The following is a 19,120-nucleotide window of genomic DNA, read 5'->3' as shown; positions in this document are numbered from 1 at the left end:
ACATTAATTTAGTTTAAAATTAATTTGCATTTTCTCTAACTCAAATAGTAATTCATTTGAAATTTTAACTTTCAATTTTCTACTAGCCATTGCTAGCTTTGTAACTACTTTTATCTCCTCAACCTCTTCTACTTTTACTACTGCCGTTGCTTCACCCAGTTCCCCATTGCCAGCCTCAACATCTTCTAAATCATCTGCAAAACTCATCTCTTCTGGATCTATATCTGGTGTTGCAACTGGAATAAGTTTTTTTATTTTTTCGAGTTCCATTACTTCAAATGAAACGGTGTTATCTCCTTTATACTCTTGAAAAAGCCGACTTAAATTGTGAATAAATTCAGCATGTAAATCATTTATGTTAAGATACAAAATAAGTTTTTTGGCAAAAGTAGCCAACACATCCTGCAATTGCTTAACCTCTACAAATTGCATTCTTGGCTCACTTTTTTTGCCTGTATCCTGATTGACCCAACCTTCTTTAATGAGTACTTTTATAAACACAAATTGATTATTGTATAAAAAATGATAAAACTTGAGATACTCTTCACCAAAAATTTTAAACTCAAAACTCTCTTCAAATCCTTCGAGTGTAAATATTGCCCAATCCTTACCATTCTTAGCGGTTCGGCGTTGAAAATTACTTACAATACCGGCAAAGGTTAAATTCTTACCTACATACTGCTCCATGTTTCTGAGCGCATCTAAACGAGCATTGCAAAAATATTTTATTTCAAATCTAAAATCATCCAGCGGATGCCCAGAGATGTAAATACCTACAACCTCCTTTTCTCTTGATAATTTTTCCATCGTGCTCCAATCTTCACATGGAGGCACTACAGGTTCAGCAATTTGCACCTCGCTAGCATCGCCAAACAAACTTACTTGAGAGGAATTTTCGTTTTCTTGAAACTTAGCTCCATACCGAATCGCTTTTTCGTAAAACGTTATTCCGTCTCCATCATCATGAAAGTATTGCGCTCTAGTTGTATCGCCAAAAGAGTCAAAACCTCCAGCCAGCGCTAAGTTTTCTAACGCTTTTTTATTGGCAGCACGCAAATCAATTCGTTTGGTCAAATCAAAAATGGATTTGTATTTCCCGTCTTTTCTTCTCTCCACTATGGTTGCAACTGCACCAGAACCGACACCCTTTATAGCTCCCATCCCAAAACGTACCGCATAATCATCATTTACAGTAAATTTATAGAATGATTCATTTACATCAGGACCCAAAACTTGCAAGCCCATTCGCTTACACTCTTCCATAAAGAAAGAAACTTGTTTGATATCACTCATATTATTAGACAGTACCGCTGCCATATACTCTGCAGGGTAATTTGCTTTTAAGTAGGCCGTTTGATAAGCAATCCAAGCATAACAAGTAGAGTGGGATTTATTAAAGGCATATTCCGCAAAGGCTTCCCAGTCTTTCCAAATTTTCTCCAGTTTATCTTCGGCATGCCCTTTGGCGGCAGCCTGACTGATAAATTTAGGTTTCATTTTGTCCAAAACGTCCTTTTGCTTTTTTCCCATTGCTTTACGCAAAACATCGGCATCACCCTTAGAGAAATCAGCCAGTTTTTGGGATAAAAGCATTACTTGCTCTTGATAAACGGTAATTCCGTAGGTATCCTTAAGTAATTCTTCGCAAGCTTCAAGATCGTAAATAATCTCTTCCTCACCATTTTTTCGCTTGACGAAACTCGGAATATAAGCTATCGGACCCGGACGGTATAAGGCATTCATGGCAATTAAATCGGGGAAAACCGTAGGCTTTAACTCCTTCATGTATTTTTGCATTCCAGGACTTTCATACTGAAAAATACCAACCGTTTCACCGCGCTGAAAAAGCTCGTATGTTTTTAGATCATCAATAGGAAACTCATCTGGATTGAGCTCAATTCCGCTTCGGTATTTTACTAGCTTAACGGTATCTTTTATCAACGTTAGGGTCTTCAAACCCAAGAAGTCCATCTTTAATAAACCAGCGCTCTCTACCACCGAGTTATCAAATTGAGTCACATACAAATCCGAATCTTTGGCCGTAGCCACAGGAACAAAATTAGTAATATCACTTGGTGTAATAATCACTCCACAAGCGTGAATCCCCGTATTTCTTAGATTCCCCTCTAAAACTTTGGCTTGCTGAATGGTTTCACCTCCAAGGTCATCTTCATTGGCAAGTCCTATTAATTCTTTTATTTTATCATACTCTTCCGGTCGAACCGCTTTTTTTATGATATCTTCTTTTTCATTTAAAAACCGAGCTAAATTCCACTTAGACGGCATCATTCCCGGAATCAATTTCGCAATTTTATCTGCTTCAAAAAGTGGTAAATCTAGTACACGAGCAGTATCACGAATTGCTGATTTGGTAGCCATTTTACCATAGGTGATAATTTGCGCCACTTGCTTGGAACCGTATTTTCGGATCACATAATCCATCACACTGCTTCGGCCTTCATCATCAAAATCGATATCAATATCGGGTAATGACACACGATCCGGATTCAGGAAACGCTCAAAAAGCAAGTTGTACTTTAAAGGATCTATATTGGTAATTTTCAAACAATACGCCACTACCGATCCCGCCGCAGAACCCCTTCCTGGACCTACCGAAACGCCCATACTTCTGGCTTCGGCGATTAAATCCTGTACAATCAAGAAATATCCAGGATAACCAGAATTAGAAATCGTTAATAATTCGAAATCCAATCGTTCTTGAATTTCTTCAGTAATTACAGGATATCTTTTTTTAGCTCCCTCAAAAGTAAGATGCCTCAAATACGCATTTTCACCTCTCACTCCACCATCAACGGCGTCTTCGGGATTATTAAATTCAACTGGAATTTCAAACTTTGGAAGCAATACTTCGCGAGCCAAATCATAAATTTCAATTTTATCTACAATCTCCGAAATATTTGAAATCGCCTCTGGTAAATTAGCAAAGAGTTGCTTCATTTCGTCCCCAGACTTGAAATAGTACTCTTGATTTGGCAACCCATAACGATAGCCGCGGCCACGACCAATAGGTGTAGTTTGTTTTTCACCATCGCGCACACAAAGCAAAATATCATGTGCATTCGAATTTTCCTTGTCTATATAAAAGGTATTGTTTGTGGCAACGATCTTAACATCGTGCTTTCTTGCCAATGAAATCAAAGAAGTATTCACCCTATTTTCATCTTCTTGATTGTGGCGCATGACCTCAATATAAAAATCGTCCTTGAATTCATTTTTCCACCAGATCAAAGCATCTTCGGCTTGGTTTTCACCAATGTTTAGAATCTTATTTGGTATTTCACCATACAAGTTTCCAGACAAAACAATAATATCTTCTTTGAATTCCTGAATAACTTTCCTGTCGATTCTGGGTACATAATAAAATCCTTCAGTATATGCAATAGAAGACATTTTAGCCAAATTATGATATCCTTTTTTGGTCTTCGCCAAAAGGACTATTTGGTATCCATTATCCTTAACCGACTTGTTTTTATGGTCTTCGCAAACAAAAAATTCGCAACCTACAATAGGTTTCATAGGAACTTCGGTAGGTTCCTCACCGTTTTCTATTGCCGCATTATTTTTAGCCACCGCTGCTTTGTTGTGATTTAAAATATCACGCACAAAATGAAACGCTCCCATCAAATTCGCATGATCGGTCATGGCAACCGCAGGCATTTTTTGTTGCGCTGCCGCTTTGACTAATGCAGCAATGCTAATGGTAGATTGCAATACCGAAAACTGGGTATGATTGTGCAAATGAACAAAGGGCGCTTCAACTAAAACTTTCTTATTCTCCGAAAGGTCCTCTTTAGAAACAGTAGGCGCTTGCTTTTCGCCAAATTGTTGTCGGATTTTATCTGAAGCCTTCTTTAAATTGATATGTTTTAACCCAATGAGTTTGATTTCGGTTGGGTTTTTACTTTGGAAATCTTTGAAATAAGAAACCGGAACATCCAGTTCTTCTTTCGTAAAAATTTCACGACGTATTAATTCTAAAAAACAGCGTGTTGTTGCCTCCACATCGGCAGTAGCGTTGTGTGCTTCGCCGAAAGGTTTATTAAAAAGATACGAGTGCAACTCTGTCAACGTAGGCAATTTGAATTTGCCTCCACGACCTCCTGGTAATTTCAATAAGGAAGCAGTAATTTCAGTACACGTATCCAGAATAGGCATCGAGCTCATTTGGCTTTCCACTCCCATTCGATAGAATTCGCAACCCATAATATTGATGTCAAAACCTAAATTTTGACCCACAATAAACTTCGCTTTACCTAAAGCAATATTGAATTTCTCTAAAACTTCAGACAATGAAACGCCATTGGCATCTGCCAATTCCGTAGAGATACCGTGAATTCGTTCCGCATCATACGGTATATTAAAACCTTCGGGCTTGACCAAATAATCTTGATGCTCGATGAGTTTTCCCATATCATCATGCAACTGCCAAGCAATTTGAATACATCTCGGCCAATTGTCTGTGTCAGAAATGGGAGCGCCCCAACGCTTTGGTAATCCTGTGGTTTCGGTATCGAATATTAAGTACATAAATCCCCTCACCAGCCCTCCCCAAAGGAAAGGGTGTCTAAACTCATAGATTTAGACAGTGTATTTAACTGGCTTTAAACACTTTAAAATTAATGAAAGTAGCAAAAAATGAATTTCAAATTTAGTTTTTTTTGAGTAGAACTAAAGCTAAGTTACTAACAAAAACAAATTTATTTTCCAAGACTATTCTCCTACTAAAACCAGAATGACTTGGAACAAATCGTCTAAATCATACTGTGTTATAAAGATAAAAAGACCACATATTAATTTTTGGATGTCGTAGTATTTCAACAAAAAAAATAACGTAAGACAATTAAAAAACAACCAACTTATTCCTAAAATTAGGTTTAAAATAGTTATATCAATAGTCAAACAACGAATTTAAAATTGAAAAAAAATCAATTTTAATCTAATTCCGTTAAATATTCACAACTCAAACTACTTCAAAAGCATAAATACTAACTATTCGATAAATATCAAAAATTAAAAAAACGACAACACATTTTGTCAAAATTAAAAATCACACTTTTAAAAAAGAAGTCAAAAATACAAAATTCAGTTATGAAATATTTGGTTGAGCTTTTGGGCATCGTATAAATTGAAAAAATCAAAAATACACATTAACTCCTTTTTTTAGTTTTGCGTTCTTGATTATCCTAAGGCTTACTTGGCCACAAAACTAAAATTTATACAATGAGTACTACATTATTTGACAAAGTATGGGATGCACACGTGGTGCGCAAAATAGAAGATGGACCAGATGTGTTTTTTATTGACCGCCATTTCATTCATGAGGTTACAAGTCCAGTAGCTTTTTTAGGATTAAAAGCTAGAAATGTAACGGTTTTATACCCAGAGCGTACTTTTGCCTCTGCAGATCACAATACCCCAACTATAAACCAACACCTACCTGTTGTTGATCCTCTATCAGCAAATCAATTGCAAGCCTTGGAGGATAATGCAGCCACGTACGGCATTTCACACTGGGGATTAGGACATCACAAAAACGGAATCGTGCATGTTGTAGGGCCAGAAAACGGAATTACTTTGCCAGGAGCCACAATAGTTTGTGGAGATTCGCACACCTCTACGCACGGTGCTTTTGGAGCAATCGCTTTTGGAATAGGAACTTCTGAGGTCGAAATGGTTTTGGCTACCCAATGCATCATGCAACCCAAACCAAAAAAAATGCGCATCAATGTAAACGGAACTTTAAGCAAAGGCGTAGGTCCAAAAGATGTAGCCCTTTATATCATTTCTCAACTGACCACTTCTGGCGGAACAGGCTATTTTGTTGAGTACGCAGGAAATGTTTTTGAAGAAATGTCGATGGAAGGCCGAATGACCGTGTGCAATTTAAGCATAGAAATGGGTGCTCGTGGTGGCATGATTGCTCCAGATCAAAAAACATTCGATTTCCTTGAAGGAAGATTATATGCTCCAAAAGGCGAAGCTTGGACAAAAGCCGTTGCATATTGGAAAACCTTAAAAACCGATGCTGATGCTATTTTTGATGCTGAATTAAATATCGATGCAACAGATATCGAGCCAATGATTACTTACGGAACTAATCCAGGGATGGGAATTGGTATCTCAAAAAATATTCCAAACGCCAACCGAGTAGAAGGTGGCGCCGAAACCTATAAAAAATCATTGGCCTACATGGGTTTTCAAGAAGATGATGTGATGATAGGCAAACCAATTGATTATGTTTTCTTAGGGAGCTGCACTAACGGTCGTATTGAAGATTTTAGGGCTTTCGCCGAAATTGTAAAAGGACGAAAAAAGGCCGATAACGTAACAGCATGGTTGGTTCCAGGTTCTCACGTTGTGGAAGCACAAATCAAAGAAGAGGGTCTTCTAGACATTCTTACCGAAGCTGGTTTTGTATTGCGTCAGCCCGGTTGTTCTGCCTGTTTGGCCATGAATGATGATAAAGTTCCTGCAGGAAAATATGCAGTAAGTACATCCAATAGAAATTTTGAAGGAAGACAAGGCCCTGGTTCAAGGACTTTGCTTGCAAGTCCTATTATGGCTGCCGCTGCTGCTGTTACCGGAGTTTTAACAGACCCAAGAAAATTAATGTAGCCTCCTAACTCCCAAAGGGAGAATTTTCAACAAAATAAATAGTACAATTAAAAAAAAACAACTTTCGCCTCCAACAACTCCCCTTCGGGGGTTGAGGGGCTAATAAAAAATAAAAATGGCATACGATAAATTCAATATACTAACTAGTAGCGCAGTACCACTGCCGATAGAAAATGTAGATACGGACCAAATCATTCCAGCTCGTTTCTTAAAAGCAACTGAGCGTGTAGGTTTTGGCGACAACTTATTTAGAGATTGGCGATACAACTCGGACGAATCTCCCAAAAAAGATTTCGTTTTAAATGACAGTACCTACAGCGGTAAAATTTTAGTGGGCGGGAAAAATTTTGGCTCTGGTTCTTCTCGTGAACACGCCGCATGGGCGGTATATGATTACGGCTTTAGAGCAGTTGTATCTAGTTTTTTTGCAGATATTTTTAAAGGAAACTGTCTCAATATTGGTGTTTTGCCTGTACAGGTGAGCCCCGAATTTGCCGATTCTATTTTTAAAGCCATTGCCGAAGATCCTTCTACGCAACTAGAAATCAACTTACCAAATCAAACCATCACCTTGTTAACCACAGGTCAGCAAGAATCTTTTGCCATTAACGGCTACAAAAAGAACAATATGATCAACGGTTTTGATGATATTGATTACCTACAAAACATGAAAGAAGATATTAAAGAATTTGCAAACACACGTCCCTTTTAAGTACAAAATCAAATACGAAGCACTATCGTAAAACCTAAAAATACAGCTCGTAAAAAGTTGGTTTTTTGAGTTCCAAATTTATAATGATGAAAAGAAAAATTGAAATAATGGACACAACGCTCCGTGATGGTGAACAAACCTCAGGAGTATCCTTTTCTGCTGCAGAAAAATTGACCATTGCACAATTATTGATCGAAGAATTAAATATTGACCGTATAGAAATTGCCTCTGCACGAGTGAGCGACGGAGAATTTCAGGGAGTAAAAGGCATTATGGCTTGGGCCAATAAACAAAATTATACAGATAGAATAGAAGTACTCACTTTTGTAGATGGCGGATTATCTATTGAATGGATGAAAAAAACAGGTGCTAAAGTTCAAAATTTATTAACCAAAGGATCTTTGAATCATCTAACGCATCAGTTAAAAAAAACTCCCCAAGAACACTTTGATGAAATTGCTGCAGCCATTGCATTAGCCCAAGAAAATAACATTTCTACAAATGTATATCTAGAAGATTGGAGCAACGGCATGCGTAATTCTCCTGAATATGTATTTCAATATTTAGATTTCCTAACACAACAGCCCGTGAAAAGAATCTTACTTCCAGATACATTGGGAGTATTGATCCCATCAGAAACACTTGAGTTCATTTCGAAAATCACAACGCGATATCCTAGCATCCATTTTGATTTTCATGCCCACAATGATTATGATTTAAGCATTGCAAATGTCATGGAAGCTATAAAAGCTGGTATTCATGGCCTACACGTTACTGTAAATGGCATGGGAGAGCGTGCAGGAAATGCTCCACTTGAAAGTGCCGTTGCCGTTATCAATGACTTTTTTCCGGAAATAGCAATTGGCGTAAAAGAATCATCCTTATATTCAGTGAGTAAGTTGGTCGAAACTTTTACAGGATATAGAATTCCGGCAAACAAACCTATAGTAGGTGATAATGTATTTACACAAACAGCCGGTATTCATGCTGACGGAGACAATAAAAATAACCTTTATTTTAACGATCTATTACCAGAACGTTTTGGTCGAAAAAGAAAGTATGCTTTAGGCAAAACATCTGGCAAAGCTAATATTGAAAAAAATCTTCAGGAATTAGGCCTTCAATTAAACCCTGAAGATTTAAAATTAGTTACGCAACGTATCATTGAATTAGGTGATAAAAAAGAAACCGTTACCAAAGAAGATTTACCTTATATAATCTCTGATGTTTTAGACAGTCAAACTTATCAAGAAAAAATTATTGTTGAGTCCTATATATTATCTCATGCAAAAGGCATGCGTCCATCAACCACCTTATCACTAAAAATTGATGGAGAAGTGATTGAAGAACACGCACAAGGTGATGGACAATTTGATGCTTTTATGAATGCATTGACAAAAATATACAAAAGCAAAAATTTAGAATTGCCTCATTTGATAGATTATGCAGTACGAATCCCACCAGGAAGTAGTTCTGATGCATTATGCGAAACTATAATAACATGGCTAAACAATGGTAAAGAATTCAAAACACGAGGATTAGATTCTGACCAGACCGTTGCAGCTATCATTGCAACACAAAAAATGTTGAATGTTATTCCTTAAAAAAAAGGCACAAAGGCTCAGAGTGACAAAGGTTCAAAGTTTTTTATTTCTTTGACTCTGAACCTTTTAACCTTTATCCCTTTACCACTTTGAACCTTAAAATAAAAAATACTTTAAAAATGAAATTAAACATAGCCCTTTTAGCCGGAGACGGAATTGGACCCGAAGTAATCAACGAAGCCGTAAAAGTTTCTGACGCGATAGCAAAAAAATTCAAGCACGAAATCACTTGGACACCAGCATTAACAGGCGCATGTGCTATTGATGCGGTGGGCGTTCCTTATCCAGATGAAACCCATGAAATTTGTCTTGCTGCAGATGCAGTACTGTTTGGAGCTATTGGTCATCCAAAATACGATAATGACCCAACCGCAACTGTACGACCAGAACAAGGATTGTTGCTTATGCGAAAAAAACTAGGCTTATTTGCTAATGTGAGACCTACTTTTACTTTCCCATCTTTGATTGATAATTCCCCATTAAAACGAGAACGCATAGAGGGAACCGACTTGATTTTCCTAAGAGAATTAACCGGTGGGATCTATTTTGGTGAAAAAGGAAGATTAGACGATGGCGAAACCGCATACGACACTTGTACTTATACAAGAGCAGAAGTGAAACGACTGGCAAAAAAAGGCTTTGAATTGGCCATGAGCCGTTCTAAAAAACTATGTTGTGTGGACAAAGCTAACGTTATGGAAACTTCCAGGCTATGGAGAGAAACCGTTCAAGCCATGGAAAAAGACTATCCAGAAGTTACAGTTTCCTATGAATTTGTTGATGCCGTAGCCATGCGACTAGTGCAATGGCCCAATTCTTATGATGTGTTGATTACTGAAAATCTATTTGGTGATATATTAACGGATGAAGCTTCGGTAATATCAGGATCTATGGGATTAATGCCTTCGGCATCTGTGGGCGAACATACTTCGTTATACGAACCCATCCACGGATCATATCCTCAAGCAACGGGACTCAATATTGCAAATCCGCTGGCAACAATTTTATCTGCAGCCATGATGTTTGAAGACGCTTTTGGATTAAAAGAAGAAGCAGAAGCTATAAGAGCAGTTGTAAATAGTTCACTAGAACAAGGAATAGTAACCGAGGATTTAGTTAGCAAAGGAAACAAAGCTTACAAAACAAGCGAAGTAGGTGACTGGCTTGTTGCAAACCTGTAAAAACAAAAAAGGTGTCAATTTTCATTGACACCTTTTTTTATAGCTAGAAAAAAATATTAATATCCTCCTCTGTTTCCACCACCACGGTTGTCTCCACCACGGCTGTTTCCACCATAACCACCACGAGAGTCACCTCCACGGTTGTTATTAAAACTTCTTCTTTCACCTTCAGGTTTAGGCTCAGATTTGTTTACTACAATTGCACGTCCTTGAACAGTAGCACCATTCAACTCGTCAATTGCTTTTTGAGCTTCATCATCATTTGGCATCTCAACAAAACCGAATCCTTTACTTCTTCCTGTAAATTTATCTGAGATAATTTTAACTGAATCAACTGCTCCGTAAGCCTCGAAAGACTCTCTTAAATCTGCTTCCTCAATACTGAATGGAAGGCTTCCAACAAAAATATTCATATGTACTTATTTAAATAATACAACAAATGTACTGCTATTTTTCTCTAATCTACTATATATTAGCTTATTTATGATTTTATTTTGAATTTGCGTTTTTAAAACTAAGAAATAAATACAACAAACTGATCTTTGTTTTTCTAAAACTACCCTGTTTTATTTCAAAAAGAACAGATTGAAAAAATTATTTAATAGATCTTAGCTCCTGACAAAACTAAAAATCCATTTACCAGAAAATAACAATAAAATCACCTAACCTATTCCTTTACATTATTTTAAAATTCGCATTAGTAATTTGGAATAAAAAATGTATCTTTACACCCTTAATTAATCGAGGTCGAGTACCTCAAAATTTAATCACAAGATTATGTCAGTAAAAATTAGATTACAAAGACACGGTAAAAAACAAAAACCTTTTTACTGGGTTGTAGCTGCAGATGCACGCTCAAAAAGAGATGGTAAATACCTAGAAAAAATTGGTACTTACAATCCTAACACTAACCCAGCGACTATCGAGTTAAACCTTGAAAGCGCAGTAAAATGGTTACACAACGGTGCACAACCTACAGATACTGCAAAAGCAATTCTTTCTTACAAAGGTGCTTTATTGAAACACCACCTTGATGGAGGTATTCGTAAAGGTGCTTTAACACAAGAGCAAGCTGATGCAAAATTAGCGGCTTGGTTAGAAGCTAAAGCTGGTAAAGTTGACGCTAAAAAAGAAGGTTTGACTAAAGCTCAAGCTGCTGATAAAGCTAAAGCTTTCAAAGCAGAACAAGAAGTAAATGCAAAACGTTTAGCTGCTGCTGCACAAGCAGAGGCAGATGCTATTGCTGCTGCAACTCCTGCTGTTGAAGAAGAAGTTGCTGAAGAGGCTCCTGCTGCTGAAGAAAACAACGAAACTACTGAAGCATAATTTAGAAGGCGACGATGCATAAAGAAGATTGTTTCTACTTAGGTAAAATCGCTAAAAAATTTAGTTTCAAAGGGGAAGTTCTTGCCTATTTAGACACGGACGAACCTGAGTTATACGAAAACTTGGAATCAGTGTTTGTTGAATGCAACAAACACTTGGTTCCTTTTTTTATTGAAAGCAGTTCGCTGCACAAAAACGATTTTTTACGAATCCGTTTTGAAGATACAAATACCGAAGAAGAAGCCGATGCACTTATAGGCAATGATTTGTATTTACCCTTAAAAATGTTGCCAAAACTTACCGGTAACAAGTTTTATTTCCACGAAGTAATTGGGTTTGAAGTTGAAGACAAACGCCTAGGAATCGTTGGTAAAATAGAATCTATCAATGACACCACTGCACAACCTTTATTTGAGGTTTTAAATGGCAGTGTAGAAATCTTAATCCCTATGATTGACCATTTCTTAGTTAAAATAGATCGTGAAAACAAAAAAGTAATCATGGATTTACCAGAGGGTCTGATCGAGATGTACCTATAATTTAGTAGGCAGTAATCAGTACTCAGTCACAGTGGTCAATCTCTCGAAATCTGCAATTATCTCTAGTTGAATATCACAAAGGACAGCATTCATTACACTACAATCTAATACTACTTATGTCTAAATTCCAATTCAAACAATTTGCGGTTGAACAAGACCGTTGTGCTATGAAAATTGGCACCGATGGAGTTCTTCTTGGCGCTTGGACTCCTATAAGCAATAATCCTTTTAGTATTTTAGATATTGGTGCTGGAACTGGAATCATTGCCCTGATGCTGGCACAAAGAAGCAACGCAGAGCAAATTGATGCTTTAGAAATTGACGAAGATGCCTACGAACAAGCAACAGATAATTTTGAAAATTCTCTATGGAGCGATCGGTTATTTTGTTATCATGCCGGTTTAGATGAATTTGTTGAAGAACCCGAATACGAATACGATGTAATTGTTTCCAACCCTCCTTTTTATACCGAAGATTACAAAACAGATAACGAGCAGCGCGATATAGCACGTTTTGCTGATGCGATGCCTTTTGAAGAATTGATTGAAGCCGCCGATTTATTACTTTCTGAAAACGGAATATTCTCCGTAATCATTCCTTACAAAGAAGAAGAAAATTTCTTGGCTTTAGCCGTAGCATACGAGTTGTATCCCTTAAAAATCACTCGCGTAAAAGGAACACCAACCACTGAAATCAAACGTAGTTTACTCGCATTTACTCGAAAAGAAACTACTAATTTTGCAGTTGACGAATTAATTATCGAAACGGCAAGACACGTATACACCCCAGAATATATTGCCTTGACTAAGGATTTTTATTTGAAGATGTAGACACTTTAACTACACTCAACTAACAAATACGACTCTTGATAGAAAGGGTAAAACTATTTATAAAAAAAGAACAGTAAAGTCCTTTTCTAAAATGACTTAGTTCCCTTCTTACATAATATTCATAAAATAAAATGCAATTGTATTTTATTTCATGTATATTATCAACTTATATAGCCCCCAAAAATATAAATAACAAGTGAGAAATGAATCCTAAATAAATGCTCTAATCTTAAGAAATTAAAAAGCTAATTAAAAAATTCTTCCATCAGGAGTAAAGCTCAGTGTAAATTGCACGATTTTTTTAAAAAAAAATAGAAAATGATGGATATTAATTGAGTTAACCGATCAATAAATATATAGCAAGATTAAAAGGGAAAGGTAGTTTATGTTTTAACTATGCAGGACTAAAATCCAAAAAAATGACCCTTTGAAGAATGTCTCCAGTGTAACTAAATCTTAAAAAATAAAAATTCTATTTTAAATAAATACAAAACAACCTTTTTTTAACTCACAATCAATTAAATTGGAATAAAGCACAAACAAAACCAGATACAAATTAATAAAAAAAGCACAAAAACTTAATTATTTCTGACTTGTCTATTGTTTAACTTTATTTACACTTTAAGTGTAAAGCCAAACTCTACTTCAGCAATATCTTTGTCTTATAAATTTCTTTTAAAGATTTTTAAAAGTTGGCAGAAAATTTTTGACCTATTTTTGCGCTGAAAAATGACTAAAAACATAATCAAAAAGATTATGTAACATAAATAAAGCGACCCGAAAGTAGCAAAATTAGTAAATCAGCGGGGCGGTGCATTAAACAATAAGAATAGTACCTAAAGTTATCGTCCTTTCAGTAGTCCGAATTAAAATAAATGGGAAGAAAAAAAATATTATGCAAAATTTATTAAAAATCACATTTGGAATGTTATTGTTTTCAATATTATTTATCTCCTGTGAAAAAGAAGCCATTGATGAGCCAAAAGCTGCAGAAAACTTTAACAGTCCTGATTTGACTAAAAATATTTTGGAGTTTGTAACAATTGATGCTAATCTAAACAATGAAATCGAGAAAGGTTTAAAACTAAACAAGAATTTAAAGTTTGATAATAATATAATGGTTCAATTACAAAATTGTAAGACAGAAACAGAAATACTCAACCTTTTTTTAATTTCGAGTATTTCAAACGAAAAATATATTTTGAGTTTACTAAAACAAAAAGTACATTACCAAAATTTATTTAAAAAGAATAATAATATCTTTTATGAAAAAACAATAACCGAAAGGCAGAATCTATTGGATACGGTTATCAACGAATTTATTGATAAACAAACTTTAAATAATAATAGTAATCGTCTGTTAAGTTGTGCATCAGAATACAATACAGACATCGGAAGGTGTAATCGTGATGCATTAATTGGGTCAACTGCTGCAATAATTACTGCTGGAGCAGGTATATTACCTGGACTCGGTGCGGCAGTTTTAGTAATGATAGCAAATCATAATTGCAAGTCGGATGCTATGGAGGATTACAATTCGTGTAAAAATTAAAAAACTTGAAAATGAAAAATAATAATCTTATAGCATTGTCATTAGTTATTTTATATGGTTTAGTTCATCATTTCATTCATAGAGAATACAAACTTTACATCTCTATTATATTTTTAGTGTCAATGATACTATTTACGGTATTTAGTATTTACTCAGAACCTAATAAGTTATCTCGAGTAGAAAAAATTAAGACTTCATTTTCGAGAATGATGGTTATAGCAATGATACTAGGGATATATTTTTTCCTTACAAACAAGAATTAAAATAAAAGGCAGTTTTTAGAATTTCTAAAAACTGCCTTTATCAATAAATGTACTGCTTAAAATGTCCAAAAAATAAATCTTCTGCTTACAGCAGTTATACAAGCTTTGGGTTTTATTTGTCAATATAAAGTTAGTTTTACGTATTAAAATTCAGTCTTTAACCGCAAGTTCAGGCATTCTTTTTCCAAAATCTCGTGTAGTAGCGAAACAATAAGATTTAATAGATCAGACAAAAAATTCTATCTTTTATCAGTCTATAGGTAATTGAAAAATAATAAGAAACCAAAAAGTTTGAATTTTGCTTTACATCAGCTTTTTAAACAAGTCATCAATAGATTTTCATACAACAAAAGGCATCAATACAAAAGTGCCAAAAAACACATTAGTTTTTAAAACTATCGTGTTAATCAAAAAGATTTTCTCGATTCTAGATTGTAAAATTATACACAAAATAGAGCCGTCTAAATAAACCGCTTGCAAGCAAAAATTAATGTTACTTTTTAAAGAGTTGGTTTGGTAACATTTCTTATAAAAAAATCAACCACAAAAAAAACAGCCATACTTCAAAAATGTTTTCGACGACATAAAGTATGACTGCAAATAATTAAAAAACAAAAATATGAAAAAATTATTATTTGGCCTAGTGGCTACAGTTATGATTTCACTAAGTGGATTTGCTAATGTTTCGCCATTAAAATCTTTTGAAACTAGTATTAATAAAGAATTACCACAAGAAGTTCAAATACAATATTCTTACGGTAACAAGAAAGTTTCTACTAATAAGACCTTTACTTCTCAAGGTTTGGAAATGCAGACTTATATCAATTCCGAACTTGATAAAATGGAATCTGTATTAAACTCATTAAGTAATGCTGAAGAACTAACTTGTAGCGCTACAGTTCACGTTGGGACTGCAAACAATTATATTGAGGTAACTGTTTCTGGGCCTTGTTCAGAAATTGCCGCCCAAGTTAAAAAATTAAAAAGAGAGTTACTGGCATCCCTGTAAACATTTATTTTAATAATAATCCTTCAAATAAAATTTGTAGGATTATTTAAAACATACAAATATGAAAGCAAGACATTTCACTTTAATATTTTTTTATAGTTCATTATTATTTTCGCAAAAAGTTGAATTTAATAGCAAGATTGAATACGAGATGAATTTTTTGTTAAAAAATTATAATGCCGTACTATTATATAATACTGAAAAATCAGTTTTTACATATTCTGATTTAGCGAACGATGACGAAAAAACTGATGATGAGGGAAACATAAATATAACAGTAGCTGACACTATTTCACATTTAGTATTTACCAACATCATAGAAAAAAAGCTTTATAACTATACTTGCATATTCTCTCCAAAAAAACATGACTGGGTTGAAGAAAGTAAACCTGATTTTAATTGGATAAAAATAAATGATACAAAAACAATCAATAATTTATTATGCAATAAAGCAACTTGTACTTTTAGAGGAAGAAATTATACCGCATGGTATTGTCCTGAAATAAAGAACGATTATGGACCATGGAAATTCAGCGGTTTACCAGGATTGATTTTAGAAATTTATGATTCTGAGAATGAGGTCCACTTTTTAGTAAAAAGAATCAGCATTCCATTTGATTGCTCAGTTGCAATTAATCCAAATAATACAATTCCTTATGATAGAGTAAGACTCATTCAAAAGGAAAAAACAGACGAATTAATTAAAAAAATGGAATCGAAACAAGAACGCGGATTTTCAATTAAAGTAAAAGTTAATAGCCAACAGCAAATTGAAAGAGAGTAAAAATATATTATTTTGTCTAGTACTTTTTATCACAAGTAACAGTATATATTGCCAAACTACAATATTTGGTTATTCAAGAAATTCTGAAAGCAAAATAGCTTTAAATTCAAGTGTAATACTGAAAAATATAAATTCTAAAGAAATTCTAGTTTTTAGCAATACGAATGAAAAAGGATATTATGAACTAAAAACTAACAAAACGGGGAAATTTACATTAACATTTTCAACACTTAATTATGATACGCAAACTATAGAAATTGAAATTACATCCGAAACCAAAATAATCGAAAAAAATATTTTTTTAGCTTTTAAACCAGTTGAATTACGGGAAATCATAATCAAAAAAGAAAAACCAATTACAATTAAAAAAGACACTATTGTCTTTAATGCAAAATCTTTTTTACAAGGAAACGAGCAAGTAGTTGAGGATTTACTTAAAAAAATTCCAGGATTATCTATAGACCAAAACGGAACTATAAAAGTAGGTAATCAAGAAATAGAAAAAGTTATGATTGATGGTGATGATTTTTTTGAAAAAGGATACAAATTGATTACCAAAAATATGCCGGTGAATACAATTGAAAAGGTAGAATTGTACCAGCATTATTCAAATAATAAATTATTAAAAGGTATTGAAAAAAGTGACAAAGTTGCTTTAAATCTAAAACTAAAAGATAATTTTAAAAGACAATGGTTTGGTAATTTCATATCAGGATATGGACTCGCTTCTGAAAATCGCTATGAAATACGAAGTAATTTGATGAATTTTGGTAAAAAAAACAAACATTATTTCATTACTAATCTCAATAATACTGGTAATAACGCAACTGGTGACATTGATAATTTGATTAGACCATTTCGCTTTGATGATATAGAAACTATTGGAGATGACCAAAATGTAAATACGATAATAAGTTTAGAAAGCGAATTACCGAATTTAAAACAAAGCAGAGTCAATTTTAATAATGCCGAAATGCTTTCACTTAACTCGATTTTTACAATTTCTCCAAAAACTAAACTTAAGACTTTAAGTTTTTTAAATACGGATGAAAACTATTTTCTTAAAAATAGTTTTCAATCTTATTCAGTTGGAAATACTTCATTTGTAAATACCGAAAATTTTATTGGCAGAAAAATACAAATAACAGGTTTTGGAAAAATAGATTTAATTTATGATGTCACTAAAACAAAAACATTAGAATATTCAGGAAAGTTTAACTCAACAAACGAAAAAAATAGAAGTAATTTAAACTTTAATGGTGACTTGCTTAATGAAAAGTTAAAAAGTAACAACCAGCTCTTTGACCAAAAAATAGTTTTTACTAATAAATACAAAAACAATCAAGTTTTATTATTTATTGGAAGATATATCGCAGAGAAAACTCCTCAAAATTATTCAGTAAATCAGTTTTTATATCAAGATTTATTTTTACAAAATGCAAATAATATTGCGCAAAATAGCGAAAACAAAATGCAGTTTGCAGGTTTTGATGTTCATTTGTTAGACCGAAAAAAAAATGGTGATTTACTAGAAATTCAATTTGGAAATCAATTTAGAACAGATATTTTAATATCAAATTTTCAGCTAAAAAACGACGATAACATAGTTTCAGAACCTTTAGAATATCAGAATAATATAAACTACAACACTAATGATTTATATTTAAACACCAAATATCGTTTTAAGTTAAAAAAAATCAGCGTGCTATCACAAGCCAGTTTTCATCAACTATTCAATAAATTTAAATCTTTAATATACTCTCAAACACAAACGCCATTTTTTATTAACCCAAAGTTAGGATTAGAATGGGAGATAAATGCAAAAAATAAAGTTCTAACTTCATATTCCTTGAATAAAACAAATGCCACGATACAAGATGTGTATAATAACTATATTCAAACTGGTTTTCGTTCTTTTTCAAAAGGAACGGGCAACTTTAATCAATTGAATACCTCATCTGTTTTACTAAATTACATTTATGGTAATTGGGGTGATAAATTTTTTGCAAATAGTTCTATAGTATTTGCTAAGGATTACGATTTTTTTAGTACAAATACTATTATAGAACAAAACTATGCACAATCCGAAAAAATCCTTATCAAAAATAGAGAGCTACTAACCTTTTCATCAAACATTGATAGATACCTTAAGTCAATGTCATCAAATTTAAAATTAACATTTGGTGGTTCAAAATCAAACTTTAAGAATATTGTTAATAACTCAGACCCTCGAGAGATAAATATAAAGTCATTAAATTATGGTGTTGAATTAAGGTCCGGATTTCGGGGTATTTTTAATTACCACTTAGGAACAAAATGGGATTATAGTGAAGTGAAAACTTCTTTTACAAATTCGTTTATAAATAATTTAACATTTTTAGATTTGTTTTTCATAATGAATGATAAATTAAATTTTCAAATACAATCAGAACGTTATTTTTTTGGAAATCTTGATAAAAATAATAACAAATATTATTTTATGGATTTAGAAGCTCGCTACACTGTAAAAGAAAACAAACTAACATTCTCGCTTTCAGGGAACAATCTTTTCAACACTAAAACTTTTCGAAGTTTCAATATAAATGATATCAGTATTTCAAAAACAGAATATCGCTTACAACCCAGATACGGACTTTTAAAAATGGAATATAGGTTTTGAAGTATATGACAATCCTCAATTAAGT

Annotated in this window: 13 protein-coding genes; 11 read left to right on the top strand and 2 right to left on the bottom strand. The window is 33.7% G+C overall.

What is annotated here, in order from left to right; all coding sequences use genetic code 11:
* Positions 1-3 precede the first annotated feature (3 nt).
* Positions 4-4,548, bottom strand: coding sequence for a DNA polymerase III subunit alpha (gene dnaE / locus IQ05_RS06655; protein WP_144891265.1), 4,545 nt, complete (start codon positions 4,546-4,548; stop codon positions 4-6).
* Between the two features lie 693 nt (positions 4,549-5,241).
* On the opposite strand from dnaE, the gene leuC reads away from it, so the two are divergent.
* From leuC to leuB, 4 genes are all read left to right on the top strand, one after another.
* Positions 5,242-6,636 carry a 3-isopropylmalate dehydratase large subunit gene (gene leuC / locus IQ05_RS06650; protein WP_144891263.1) on the top strand — a complete coding sequence of 465 codons (1,395 nt, stop codon included), beginning with the start codon at positions 5,242-5,244 and terminating at the stop codon, positions 6,634-6,636.
* A gap of 115 nt (positions 6,637-6,751) precedes the next feature.
* Positions 6,752-7,348 (top strand): 3-isopropylmalate dehydratase small subunit, encoded by a 597-nt coding sequence (gene leuD, locus IQ05_RS06645; RefSeq protein ID WP_144891262.1) that lies wholly within the window; start codon positions 6,752-6,754, stop codon positions 7,346-7,348.
* Positions 7,349-7,431: 83 nt separating this feature from the next.
* Entirely contained in the window at positions 7,432-8,952 is a 1,521-nt protein-coding gene (locus IQ05_RS06640; protein ID WP_144891677.1) for an alpha-isopropylmalate synthase regulatory domain-containing protein, read from the top strand.
* Between the two features lie 119 nt (positions 8,953-9,071).
* Positions 9,072-10,133, top strand: coding sequence for a 3-isopropylmalate dehydrogenase (gene leuB, locus IQ05_RS06635; protein WP_144891260.1), 1,062 nt, complete (start codon positions 9,072-9,074; stop codon positions 10,131-10,133).
* Between the two features lie 56 nt (positions 10,134-10,189).
* On the opposite strand, the gene IQ05_RS06630 is transcribed toward leuB, so the two are convergent.
* Positions 10,190-10,546 (bottom strand): RNA recognition motif domain-containing protein, encoded by a 357-nt coding sequence (locus IQ05_RS06630; RefSeq protein ID WP_086454735.1) that lies wholly within the window; start codon positions 10,544-10,546, stop codon positions 10,190-10,192.
* Between the two features lie 364 nt (positions 10,547-10,910).
* On the opposite strand from IQ05_RS06630, the gene IQ05_RS06625 reads away from it, so the two are divergent.
* The 7 genes from IQ05_RS06625 (at position 10,911) to IQ05_RS06595 (ending at position 19,095) form a co-directional block, all read left to right on the top strand.
* Positions 10,911-11,459, top strand: a complete 549-nt coding sequence (locus IQ05_RS06625) for a 30S ribosomal protein S16 (RefSeq protein ID WP_086454734.1) — start codon at positions 10,911-10,913, stop codon at positions 11,457-11,459.
* A gap of 14 nt (positions 11,460-11,473) precedes the next feature.
* The gene (gene rimM / locus IQ05_RS06620) at positions 11,474-11,998 is read left to right on the top strand and encodes a ribosome maturation factor RimM (protein ID WP_144891258.1); all 525 of its coding nucleotides are present in this window, start codon (positions 11,474-11,476) and stop codon (positions 11,996-11,998) included.
* Positions 11,999-12,114: 116 nt separating this feature from the next.
* Positions 12,115-12,828, top strand: coding sequence for a tRNA1(Val) (adenine(37)-N6)-methyltransferase (locus IQ05_RS06615; RefSeq protein WP_144891256.1), 714 nt, complete (start codon positions 12,115-12,117; stop codon positions 12,826-12,828).
* 895 nt (positions 12,829-13,723) lie between these two features.
* The gene (locus tag IQ05_RS06610) at positions 13,724-14,380 is read left to right on the top strand and encodes a hypothetical protein (RefSeq protein ID WP_144891254.1); all 657 of its coding nucleotides are present in this window, start codon (positions 13,724-13,726) and stop codon (positions 14,378-14,380) included.
* Between the two features lie 882 nt (positions 14,381-15,262).
* Positions 15,263-15,652 carry a hypothetical protein gene (locus IQ05_RS06605; protein ID WP_144891252.1) on the top strand — a complete coding sequence of 130 codons (390 nt, stop codon included), beginning with the start codon at positions 15,263-15,265 and terminating at the stop codon, positions 15,650-15,652.
* 61 nt (positions 15,653-15,713) lie between these two features.
* Positions 15,714-16,436 carry a GLPGLI family protein gene (locus tag IQ05_RS06600; RefSeq protein ID WP_144891250.1) on the top strand — a complete coding sequence of 241 codons (723 nt, stop codon included), beginning with the start codon at positions 15,714-15,716 and terminating at the stop codon, positions 16,434-16,436.
* Positions 16,423-19,095, top strand: a complete 2,673-nt coding sequence (locus tag IQ05_RS06595; RefSeq protein WP_244289538.1) for a carboxypeptidase-like regulatory domain-containing protein — start codon at positions 16,423-16,425, stop codon at positions 19,093-19,095. The genes IQ05_RS06600 and IQ05_RS06595 overlap by 14 nt, the downstream gene beginning before the upstream one ends.
* The last annotated feature ends 25 nt before the right edge of the window (positions 19,096-19,120 follow it).

The sequence above is a fragment of the Flavobacterium tiangeerense genome, assembly GCF_007830355.1.
GTDB classification, from domain to species: domain Bacteria; phylum Bacteroidota; class Bacteroidia; order Flavobacteriales; family Flavobacteriaceae; genus Flavobacterium; species Flavobacterium tiangeerense.
This window is presented reverse-complemented; position numbering and strand designations above follow the sequence as displayed.